This is a genomic window from Citrobacter sp. BIDMC107 (assembly GCF_001037575.1).
GTDB lineage: Bacteria > Pseudomonadota > Gammaproteobacteria > Enterobacterales > Enterobacteriaceae > Citrobacter > Citrobacter freundii.
This window is the reverse complement of the sequence record NZ_KQ089849.1, coordinates 271,401-282,694: the sequence shown is the minus strand read 5'-3', so window position 1 is coordinate 282,694 and position 11,294 is coordinate 271,401. Positions and strand designations below refer to the sequence as shown.

Sequence of the window (11,294 nt, the reverse complement as noted above, 5' to 3'; positions counted from 1 at the left end):
GATGGTAGAAACCCTGCTCGAAGTTCGTAATCTGAGCAAAACCTTTCGCTACCGGACAGGTTTATTTCGCCGCCAGACCGTGGAGGCCGTCAAGCCCCTGAGTTTCACCCTGCGCGAACGTCAGACGCTCGCCGTCATTGGTGAAAACGGTTCAGGGAAATCTACGCTGGCAAAAATGTTGGCGGGTATGATTGAACCTACCAGCGGTGAGCTGCTGATTGACGATCATCCGTTAAAATATGGTGATTATTCATTTCGTAGTCAGCGGATCCGTATGATTTTCCAGGATCCGTCAACATCGCTTAATCCTCGGCAACGTATCTCGCAGATCCTCGATTTTCCGCTACGTCTGAATACCGACCTCGAGCCTGAGCAGCGTCGTAAACAGATCGTGGAGACCATGCGTATGGTCGGACTGCTGCCGGATCACGTAAGCTATTACCCGCATATGTTAGCGCCGGGGCAAAAACAGCGTCTGGGCCTTGCCCGTGCGCTCATTTTACGACCCAAAGTCATTATCGCCGACGAAGCCCTGGCTTCTCTGGACATGTCGATGCGTTCGCAGCTCATCAATCTGATGCTGGAATTACAGGAAAAACAAGGGATTTCATATATCTATGTGACTCAGCATATTGGCATGATGAAGCACATCAGCGACCAGGTATTAGTCATGCATCAGGGCGAAGTTGTTGAGCGCGGCAGTACAGCGGACGTTCTGGCCTCCCCGTTGCATGAACTTACCCGTCGCCTGATTGCAGGTCATTTCGGCGAAGCGCTTACCGCCGACGCCTGGCGGAAAGATCGCTAACAAACGACTGCCCCCTCAACCGGGGGGCATTCTGCCATCAGTGACACAACGTAGGTAAGAGCAGCGTATCAACTTCGGTAAACGTGACTGACGGATAAAGGGCACCCTGCATTGCCCAGACACCTGCAGCACTGGCCTCGTCGACAAGTTGTGCTGTTTCGACTCCCTTCACTACAACACGGTCGCAATATTCCCTGATATTTTTGATCAGCACCGGGAACATCGGTTTTTCTACCTGTTCCAGGAAAAAACCGCGATCCAGTTTAACAACGTCAAAATGACCGCAAACCAGCGGGCTGGCCCCTACGCTGCCGGAGCCAAGATCGCCTAACCACAATGCGTTTGGGCCGTCGCGAAGTGAATTAATCAACAGACTATTCAGGCACACGGTATTCGTCAGAAAACGTTCTGAAAGTTCCAGTGCAATAAATGGTAGTGCCTGTAAGGCCGACTTGATGGCTGGATCACCAATCGCCAGCAGCGCCATTTCGTCAATGAGTTTCAGGGTACAAATAAGGCTGTTGCGCTCAAACCAGTCACGCTTTTCGGCAATTAATCGAATTTGCTCGAGCATGAAATTACGCTTTTGTTCGCTATCCCACGCTGAAATGATGAAATCTGGATGCAACGGTTGAACCGTATCTGAAGTAAACCGGGTGTTGATCTCTACGCCCAGTAATTTATCTGTTGTGTCTCTCATCGTTTCCGCGATGAAATGATAGTGCATAAGACCACTCCAATTGATCATAACGTCATGATAATGCACTTCTAATCACAATCAATCAATAATATCGATCAATGCGACGATATTGATCGATAAAAACAATATATCATAACAAGCTGAATATTGTCATATTTTTTGTTTTAAGAAAGTTCCTACCTTGCTATGTTTATTAACATCAGCTAGCAATGAAATAATACCATTTCAATGCCTTTGAAACCTTGCATTTTCTCTGATTCACCGACGTTAAATGCCTGAACGAAGCATAACCGGAGGGGAATGATATACTCCCCACATGCAATGAAGTGACAGGTCACGTGAGGTTGATAACCATTCCTCAGGGAAAAGGCGTGGGATATAATTTCAGACCAATTTCGAGTGAGCTTAACGCGTCAATCATAATTCATTGATTGGTAAAAGATAAGTGTTAACAAAAAGGATTAAAGCCATGGGTTTTTTATCAGGTAAGCGTATTCTGGTGACAGGCCTTGCCAGTAAATTGTCTATCGCATGGGGAATCGCTCAGGCGATGCATCGCGAAGGTGCTGAACTGGCGTTCACCTACCAGAACGACAAGCTGAAAGGTCGTGTGGAAGAATTTGCAGCGCAATTAGGCTCCAACATTGTTTTGCAGTGTGATGTGGCTGAAGATGCCAGCATTGACGCCATGTTTGCTGAACTGAGCAAAACCTGGCCGAAATTCGACGGTTTCGTACACTCAATCGGCTTCGCACCTGCTGACCAACTGGATGGCGATTATGTGAATGCAGTTACCCGCGAAGGATTTAAAATTGCGCATGACATTAGCGCTTACAGCTTTGTTGCGATGGCAAAAGCATGTCGTTCCATGCTAAACCCTGGCTCTGCGCTACTGACGTTGTCCTATCTGGGCGCAGAGCGTGCAATCCCTAACTATAACGTCATGGGCCTGGCTAAAGCCTCCCTGGAAGCGAACGTCCGTTATATGGCTAATGCGATGGGACCTGAAGGCGTGCGTGTGAATGCCATTTCCGCAGGTCCAATCCGTACACTCGCCGCTTCTGGCATTAAAGATTTCCGTAAAATGCTGGCGCACTGTGAAGCGGTTACACCGATTCGCCGCACCGTTACCATTGAAGATGTGGGTAACTCCGCAGCATTTCTGTGCTCCGATCTCTCTGCCGGTATCTCTGGTGAAGTCGTACACGTTGACGGTGGCTTCAGCATCGCCGCAATGAACGAGCTGGAACTTAAATAATCCTAAGACCTCGATGGGCGGTCTTGCGCCGCCCATGACACTCCTCTCAGCCACCACATATGCCTTTCTGATATTTATTATCACGTAACAATCTTTCATCCCCTCATCTGCTTACGTCAGGATATTGCAGCGCAAACGATCCGGCGTAGTAGTATGACGACGAGTCCGGGTCGCCACTTTTAGACCAAGGAACGCCCATGGAACAACGCCGAATTGAAGGCAAAAGCCACTGGTATCATGAGACGCAATCCAGCACGTATCCGCATGATGTTCTGCCGCTGGTCCCGGAAGCCGCTCATGTCGACGACAGTTTTTTACTGGATCTGGCATTACCTGATGACGCTCTTTCGCCCTTTCAATCCTGGTTAACCCCTGCCCGTAAACTTGCCCAGATGCTCTTCCCGGCTCATGTAAACCTGAATCAGATGCATACGTTCAGTGCCTATGAACGGATGAGTACAGCCCTGACCGTCGCTCAGGTGTATGGTGTGCAGCGATTATGTAATCACTATGCCGCGCGTTTAACACCGCTTCCCGGTCCGGACTCCTCGCGGGAAAGTAACCATCGACTGGCACAAATCACCCAATATGCTCGCCAACTTGCCAGCTCTCCTGCCGTGATAGGCGAACGCGACCGTCAGCATCTGGAAGCGGTCGGACTGACCACCAGCGATAATATTCTGATGAATCAAATCATCGGCTTCATCGGTTTTCAGGCCCGAACCGTGGCCCTGTTTCAGGCCTGGTCTGGTCATCCGGTACGCCGAATACCGGGGCTGGATATTCAGCAATTTGCTCACGCTTCGTTATTTAACGCTACAAAGACAACCTGGCATGCTGCACCATTCCCGATCGAAAAATATCCCCCCCATGCTGAGAATTCTGCCAGAGGATATCCCGATGAACTGCAAGCGTTGGTGCCATTATTGATACATTCACCGGTCATTTTAGATTTACTCACGACGCTGATTTCCGCTGTCCGGCGCAGCACTGTATCAGTACAGGAATTTTCACTGGCAGCGCTGGTGACGTCACGAATTAACGGCAGCGTGGCCTGCTTTAACGAGCAGGCGCATACAGCAAATGAATTAGTCGACGTTATCGCCCTGCTTCGCCTGGATGAACGTGAATTACAACGTTGGGAACAACGACATCCGGTTGAGCGCGTCACCCTACAGGCGGTACAATGGCTGACCCGGGCGCCCGACCGCTTTAGCACCGCACTGTTAACGTCTTTGTTCGATCAGGGAATCTCTTCAGAGCAGGCCATCAACCTGCTAGCCTGGAGTGGATTGTGCGGATGGTTGAATCGCTTGAAAATCGCGCTGGGCGACACTGATTAACCGATCCACTTACTGAAAGAGCGCTTGCTGCCACTGGCAGAATCGCGTAAAACTGTCAGCCGCTCTTTTAGCCACGAAAATAGACAATTATGCTTCAGGACAACCCGCTGCTAGCGCAGCTTAAACAGCAACTACATTCCCAGACGCCACGTGCTGAAGGGGTGGTAAAAGCCACGGAAAAAGGCTTTGGCTTCCTGGAAGTCGATGCACAAAAAAGCTATTTCATTCCACCGCCGCAGATGAAAAAAGTGATGCATGGCGACCGCATTGTTGCGGTTATCCATACAGAAAAAGATCGTGAGTCTGCAGAGCCGGAAGAACTGATCGAACCCTTCCTGACGCGCTTCGTGGGTAAAGTTCAGGGCAAAAATGATCGTCTGTCCATCGTGCCGGATCATCCGTTACTGAAAGATGCTATTCCTTGTCGTGCCACCCGTGGCGTTGAACATGAATTTAAAGAAGGCGACTGGGCAGTTGCAGAAATGCGCCGTCACCCGCTGAAAGGCGATCGCACCTTCTACGCCGAGTTAACCCAATTTATCACTTTTGCTGATGACCACTTTGTCCCGTGGTGGGTCACACTGGCACGCCATAATCTGGAAAAAGAAGCACCGGACGGCGTAGCAACCGAAATGCTGGACGAAGGCCTGGTTCGTGAAGATTTAACCGCACTTAATTTCGTCACCATCGACAGCGCCAGCACCGAAGATATGGACGATGCGCTGTATGCTGAAGAACAAGCTGACGGCACGCTACAATTAACCGTCGCCATTGCCGACCCAACAGCCTGGATTGCAGAAGGCAGTAAGCTGGATAAAACGGCAAAAATTCGCGCGTTCACCAATTATTTACCGGGGTTCAATATCCCGATGTTGCCACGTGAATTGTCTGACGATCTCTGCTCTCTGCGCGCGAACGAAGTGCGCCCGGTTTTAGCTTGTCGTATGAGCATTACCGCCGATGGCGCGATTGAAGACAACATCACCTTTTTCGCTGCGACAATTGAGTCAAAAGCGAAGCTGGCCTATGACAATGTTTCCGACTGGCTGGAAGGTACAGGCGAGTGGCAACCAGAAAACGACGCGATTGCGGAACAGATCCGTCTGCTGCATCGTATTTGTCTGAGCCGAGGAGAGTGGCGCCATAACCACGCGCTGGTCTTTAAAGATCGCCCGGATTACCGTTTCGTTCTCGGTGAAAAAGGTGAAGTACTGGACATCGTCGCTGAACCACGCCGCATCGCAAACCGTATCGTGGAAGAATCCATGATTGCGGCAAATATTTGCGCCGCCCGTGTGCTTCGCGACAAGCTGGGCTTCGGTATTTATAACGTCCATATGGGATTCGACCCGGCCAACGCCGACGCTCTGGCCGCGCTGCTGAAAACCCACGGTATGCACGTCGATGCCGAAGAAGTCCTGACTCTGGAAGGTTTCTGCAAACTGCGCCGCGAACTGGATGCTCAGCCATCAGGCTTCCTCGACAGCCGAATTCGCCGCTTCCAGTCTTACGCTGAAATAAGTATTGAGCCAGGTCCACACTTTGGGCTGGGTCTGGAGGCATATGCCACCTGGACTTCCCCAATCCGTAAGTATGGCGATATGATCAACCACCGTCTGCTTAAGGCTGTCATCAAAGGCGAAACCATCGCCCGACCTCAGGATGATACCACCGTGCAAATGGCAGAACGTCGTCGCCTGAACCGGATGGCTGAGCGTGACGTGGGTGACTGGCTTTACGCCCGTTTCCTGAGTGATAAAGCCGGTACCGACACCCGCTTTGCGGCCGAGATCATTGACGTCAGCCGCGGTGGCATGCGCGTGCGTTTAGTTGATAATGGCGCTGTTGCCTTTATTCCTGCTCCCTTCCTGCACGCCGTTCGTGATGAACTGGTATGCAGCCAGGAAAGCGGCACCGTGCAAATTAAAGGTGAAGTGGTTTACAAAGTCACAGATGTGATTGACGTAACTATCGCTGAAGTACGGATGGAAACCCGCAGCGTTATCGCGCGTCCAGCCGCGTAACACGCATAAATCAAGCGACCTTTCTCATTTTTGAAAGGTCGTTTTCTTTTTACCTCCCAAATTTCAACCGCGCACTACACTTCTTTCATCCAGTCAAAAAATTTATTTACTATTTTTCAGCTCCGTTGGCTTTGCTTTTTACGGATTCTGGATTACACATAAATATATAAAAAAAACAATACGTTCAGCCATAATCACCCTGAATGAATCATGGCTACCCATACTTTTGAGGCTCTATGCGCTTTAAACGGGATAGTACACATCATGAAAGACGTCCGGGAGCTGATTACGTTGTATAGCTATGTTGGCACTAATAACCCTTACTGGCGTTTGTCAGAGGATTGCAACATCCTGCATTTCTCTGTCGAAGAAACGTCAGAGGCCGATCAGACCATCGAATTATCCCCGGAACAAGCCGAACGCATTCGCGAGATGACGGTAATTACGTCAAGTTTATTAATGACGTTGCCGATTGAAGATGACAACATTCCCGTGCATCTGGTCGGCCGAAAAATCAATAAGCGTGAATGGGCTGGTAGCGCATCCGCCTGGGATGACACCCCTTCCGTAGCCCGTGACCTGGCTCATGGCCTCTCTTTTGCAGAACAGGTGGTTTCTGAAGCCAATTCAGTCATTGTCATTCTTGATCGTATGGGCAACATTCAGCGGTTTAATCGACTGTGCGAAGAGTATACCGGACTCAAAGAACGTGAAGTCATTGGCCAAAGTGTATTCACATTATTTATGAGTCGACGTGAAGCTGCCGCGTCACGACGCAATATCGAGGTCTTTTTTCGCGAAGGTAACTCATATGAAGTTGAACGCTGGGTGAAGACCTGCAAAGGACAGCGTCTGTTTTTATTTCGTAATAAATTTGTGCATAACGGTAGCGGCAAGAACGAAATATTTCTGATCTGTTCCGGGACCGATATCACTGAAGAACGCCGCGCCCAGGAGCGTTTGCGGGTGTTGGCGAATACTGACTCGATCACAGGATTACCCAATCGCAACGCTATTCATAATCTGATCAGCAATGCGATTGAGAACGCGGGCGATACGCAGGTCGGGATTGTGTACCTCGATCTGGATAACTTCAAAAAGGTAAACGATGCCTACGGGCATATGTTTGGCGATCAGCTATTGCAAAGCGTATCGCTGGCAATACTCAGTTGCCTTAGCGAAAACCAGTTACTGGCACGGTTTGGCGGCGATGAGTTTATTGTCCTTGCCACCGAAACATCCCAGGGTTCACTGGAAGCCACCGCGTCGCGTATTCTGACACGCCTGCGTCAACCTTTTCGCATCGGCCTGATTGAAATCTATACCGGATGCTCTATTGGTATTTCCCTCGCTCCACAACATGGTCAGGACTGCGAGAGCGTCATTCGTAACGCCGATACGGCCATGTACACCGCAAAAGAAGGTGGCCGTGGACAGTTTTGTGTTTTCTCTCCGGAAATGAATCAGCGGGTATTTGAATATCTGTGGCTGGATACTAATCTGCGCAAGGCGCTGGAAAACGATCAACTGGTTATCCATTATCAGCCAAAGATCACCTGGCGAGGCGAAGTGCGCAGCCTGGAGGCGCTGGTTCGCTGGCAGTCTCCGGAACGTGGCCTCATTCCACCACTGGAATTTATCTCCTACGCCGAAGAATCAGGGCTTATCGTTCCTCTGGTCGCTGGGTTATTCTGGACGTTGTGCGTCAGATAGCAAAATGGCGCGCAAAGGGAATCAATCTGCGCGTGGCGGTAAACGTTTCTGCCCGGCAGCTCGCCGATCAGACGCTATTTACCGATCTCAAGCAGGTGCTTCATGAACTCGACTTTGAATATTGTCCCATCGATGTCGAATTAACGGAAAGCAGTTTAATTGAAAATGAGCAGTTGGCACTGTCCGTCATTCAGCAGTTTAGCCAGATGGGGGCGCAAATCCATTTGGATGATTTTGGTACCGGTTATTCGTCACTGTCTCAACTGGCCCGGTTCCCACTTGATGCAATTAAACTGGATCAAACCTTTGTCAGGGATGTACACAAACAACCTGTTTCGCAGTCGCTGGTACGTGCCATTGTTGCGGTCGCACAGGCACTCAACCTGCAGGTCATCGCCGAAGGTGTTGAAAGCGCGAAAGAGGATGCGTTTTTAACCAAAAATGGCGTCAACGAGCGTCAGGGTTTTTTGTTTGCCAAACCAATGCCAGCCGCCGCGTTTGAGCGTTGGTATCGACGGCACCTCAATAAAAAAACACGCTAATGCAGTGGGATCAAACGTTGGAAATAGCCATAAATGGACATTACGTAACGATCCTATCTTCATGTAATCACAGAATATATAATATTCTTCTATCGTTGATAGTTAATACTATTTTTCCCTTCTCTTTTGCCATGAAATTCTGCATCATGAAATTCAAACTCTATTGCCATTAGGATGATAACCATGTCTGATATCGACGCTCAGCGTCTGGCCGAACGCATTGATACTGTGCTGGATATCCTCGTTGCAGGTGATTACCACTCAGCTATCCATAATCTCGAAATTCTGAAGGCTGAGCTGCTAAACATGACCAAAGAAGATGCCGAATCCTTGCCCAAAAAGCACAAGGCTCCCTGGGAGATCTGATGACATTAACCCTTTAATGTCGCTGCTATAAGCAAACTGCACGTGAGGCAGTTTCCGTTTAATTTCCGATACGATATCGCAATAAAATTAATATTATGAATTCCCGACAACAATCTATTTTGCAGATGGTGACTGATAAAGGTCAGATGAGCGTTGCCGAACTGGCAAAAATCACCGGTGTCTCAGAAGTGACCATTCGACAGGATCTGAACACACTGGAAAAACAGAGTTATTTACGCCGTGCGCACGGTTTTGCTGTTTCATTGAACAGCGATGATGTGGAAACGCGCATGATGACTAATTTTACGCTGAAGCGTGAGCTGGCTGAATTCGCCGCATCGCTGGTAAGCCCAGGTGAGTCCGTATTCATTGAAAACGGCAGCAGCAATGCGCTCTTAGCCAGAACGCTCGCGGAGCAAAAAGATGTCACCATCATTACCGTCAGCAGCTATATAGCCCATCTGCTGAAAGAAACCCCCTGCGAAGTGATTCTCCTTGGCGGCATCTATCAGAAAAAAAGCGAAAGTATGGTTGGGCCCTTAACTCGCCAGTTTATCCAGCAGGTACACTTCAGCAAGGCCTTTATCGGCATTGATGGCTGGCAGGCTGACACTGGCTTCACCGGACGCGACATGATGCGTTCTGATGTGGTTAACGCGGTGCTGGAAAAAGGTGCAGAAGTTATTGTGCTTACTGACAGCTCAAAATTCGAAGCCATTCACCCGTACACGCTGGGTCCATTAGAGCGATTCAGCCGCGTAGTCACGGACTCCAGGCTTAGCGCCAGCGTACAAATGCAGCTTGAGCATTCCGGATTAACCGTCAATATCATTGATGCCCACGCGTAACATCTTCAGCAGATGATTTGTCAGTTGGCAAATCATCTCCTCTCTGAGAGTTATCTGACAGTCCAATTAAGACTTTTTACCTGTCGTTAACAGGATTAAGTCGTAAAATTAATGTTAGCGATATAACAGGAACGAACCTCCAACTTCAGGATAGTGTTTGTAATGCCTTCGCTAAACGGTTTCACGGAAATATCTTCGTTAGCCTAAATTTAGCGCTATTCTTAAAGAACACTGGATTCCGTGAATCAATAATTCAGGAGAAAGTATTATGTTAGTAACGAGCAAAAAAATGACCGCTGCCATTCTGGCGATTACTCTGGCAATGTCGCTGAGCGCCTGCTCTAACTGGTCCAAACGCGATCGTAACACTGCAATCGGTGCTGGTGCAGGTGCAATAGGTGGTGCAGTCCTGACTGACGGCAGCACGCTGGGTACGCTGGGTGGTGCTGCAGTAGGTGGTATCATTGGCCACCAGGTGGGTAAATAATCTACGGTTGAACGGCTCGATATAATAATACGTTTACTTTTTCAGGTCTGTATTATTAAAAAGCCACGGAAAAATTCCGTGGCTTTTTTTATTAACCGCCAGCCAGTTTAACTTTCATTCCTTTGGCTTCCAGCAGCGATTTAATCAGGTCGCGTTTATCACCCTGTATCTCAATCACGCCATCCTTCACTGCCCCGCCGCAACCACATTTTTTCTTCAGTTCCGCAGCTAATTTGGTCAGTTCGGCATCATCTTGATCAATACCGGTAATCAAACACACGCCCTTGCCTTTGCGGCCACTGGTCTGGCGCTGGATACGGACAATGCCATCGCCTTGTGGACGCACAGGAGCAGCTTTTGGTTCATCAATGCGCCCGGAGTCGGTTGAGTAGACCAGGCGAGAGTTTGAGTCGTTCATTTACGCACCTCGTTTCAGTGAGGCATTAATCATCTTCAGCGTCTGAGCCGGATCTGCCGACTGCGTGACCGGACGACCAATAACCATATAATCCACACCAGCTGACTGTGCTTGTTCCGGCGTCATAATGCGACGCTGGTCGCCCGCCTCGCTGCCTTCAGGACGAATACCCGGCGTAACCAATTTAAATGCCTGGCCAAACGCCTGCTTGAATCGCGCCGCTTCCTGCGCGGAGCATACAACGCCATCCAAACCACAATGTTGGGTTAAGCGCGCCAGCCTTTCAGCATGCTCTGCAGGTGACAACGTCACGCCGAGATCGGCGAGGTCGCTGGCTTCCATACTGGTCAGAACCGTTACCGCAATCAGCAGCGGTGCGTCCTTGCCAAAAGGTAATAAGGCTTCACGTGCGGCGGTCATCATACGCGCCCCACCAGAAGCATGAACGTTAACCATCCACACGCCAAGCTCAGCCGCTGCCGCAACGGCATGCGCGGTAGTGTTGGGAATATCATGAAATTTCAAATCAAGAAAAACGTCAAAACCACGCTGTTGTAAATCGCGAACCAACTGAGGTCCAAAAAGCGTGAACATCTCTTTGCCCACTTTCAAACGGCAATCACGAGGATCAATTCTGTCGACAAAAGCTAATGCTTTATCACGATTGGAATAATCGAGAGCGACAACGACAGGAGAATCAGTAACAGCACGAGAAGAAGATGAAGCAGTAAACGTCATGACCAGACCTTCTTGAGGATGGGCGCCGACAGTAGCGCGAAATGGGTAA

Annotated in this window: 10 protein-coding genes and 1 pseudogene; 8 read left to right on the top strand and 3 right to left on the bottom strand. The window is 49.5% G+C overall.

Going from position 1 to position 11,294, the window contains the following annotated elements; translation table 11 throughout:
* Nucleotide 1 precedes the first annotated feature (1 nt).
* Nucleotides 2–808: a peptide ABC transporter ATP-binding protein SapF gene (gene sapF / locus SK39_RS22210; protein ID WP_003020558.1), complete on the top strand. Its 807-nt coding sequence runs from the start codon at nucleotides 2–4 to the stop codon at nucleotides 806–808.
* A gap of 37 nt (nucleotides 809–845) precedes the next feature.
* Here sapF and SK39_RS22205 read toward each other — a convergent pair whose 3' ends face one another.
* On the bottom strand, nucleotides 846–1,535 hold the full coding sequence (locus SK39_RS22205) for an EAL domain-containing protein (protein ID WP_048217504.1): 690 nt from the start codon (nucleotides 1,533–1,535) through the stop codon (nucleotides 846–848).
* 442 nt (nucleotides 1,536–1,977) lie between these two features.
* Between SK39_RS22205 and fabI the strand changes: the two genes are divergently transcribed.
* The 7 genes and pseudogenes from fabI (at nucleotide 1,978) to osmB (ending at nucleotide 10,089) form a co-directional block, all read left to right on the top strand.
* A complete protein-coding gene (fabI, locus tag SK39_RS22200; protein ID WP_003020565.1) occupies nucleotides 1,978–2,766 on the top strand; it encodes an enoyl-ACP reductase FabI in 789 nt (262 codons plus the stop codon).
* A gap of 197 nt (nucleotides 2,767–2,963) precedes the next feature.
* The gene (locus SK39_RS22195) at nucleotides 2,964–4,109 is read left to right on the top strand and encodes a CMD domain-containing protein (RefSeq protein ID WP_044700143.1); all 1,146 of its coding nucleotides are present in this window, start codon (nucleotides 2,964–2,966) and stop codon (nucleotides 4,107–4,109) included.
* An 89-nt stretch (nucleotides 4,110–4,198) separates the two neighbouring features.
* Complete coding sequence (locus SK39_RS22190) at nucleotides 4,199–6,133, top strand: exoribonuclease II (RefSeq protein WP_003840726.1); 1,935 nt, start codon at nucleotides 4,199–4,201, stop codon at nucleotides 6,131–6,133.
* Nucleotides 6,134–6,397: 264 nt separating this feature from the next.
* Nucleotides 6,398–8,388, top strand: a pseudogene (pdeR, locus tag SK39_RS22185) (cyclic di-GMP phosphodiesterase).
* 183 nt (nucleotides 8,389–8,571) lie between these two features.
* Nucleotides 8,572–8,754 (top strand): YciZ family protein, encoded by a 183-nt coding sequence (locus tag SK39_RS22180; protein WP_003020577.1) that lies wholly within the window; start codon nucleotides 8,572–8,574, stop codon nucleotides 8,752–8,754.
* A gap of 95 nt (nucleotides 8,755–8,849) precedes the next feature.
* Nucleotides 8,850–9,602: a DNA-binding transcriptional regulator YciT gene (gene yciT, locus SK39_RS22175; protein ID WP_003020580.1), complete on the top strand. Its 753-nt coding sequence runs from the start codon at nucleotides 8,850–8,852 to the stop codon at nucleotides 9,600–9,602.
* 268 nt (nucleotides 9,603–9,870) lie between these two features.
* Nucleotides 9,871–10,089: an osmotically-inducible lipoprotein OsmB gene (gene osmB / locus SK39_RS22170; RefSeq protein WP_003020583.1), complete on the top strand. Its 219-nt coding sequence runs from the start codon at nucleotides 9,871–9,873 to the stop codon at nucleotides 10,087–10,089.
* Between the two features lie 91 nt (nucleotides 10,090–10,180).
* Here the strand turns inward: osmB and yciH are convergent, their stop codons facing one another.
* Complete coding sequence (gene yciH / locus SK39_RS22165; RefSeq protein ID WP_003843984.1) at nucleotides 10,181–10,507, bottom strand: stress response translation initiation inhibitor YciH; 327 nt, start codon at nucleotides 10,505–10,507, stop codon at nucleotides 10,181–10,183.
* Nucleotides 10,508–11,245 (bottom strand): orotidine-5'-phosphate decarboxylase, encoded by a 738-nt coding sequence (gene pyrF, locus SK39_RS22160; protein ID WP_127674298.1) that lies wholly within the window; start codon nucleotides 11,243–11,245, stop codon nucleotides 10,508–10,510.
* Nucleotides 11,246–11,294 lie beyond the last annotated feature (49 nt).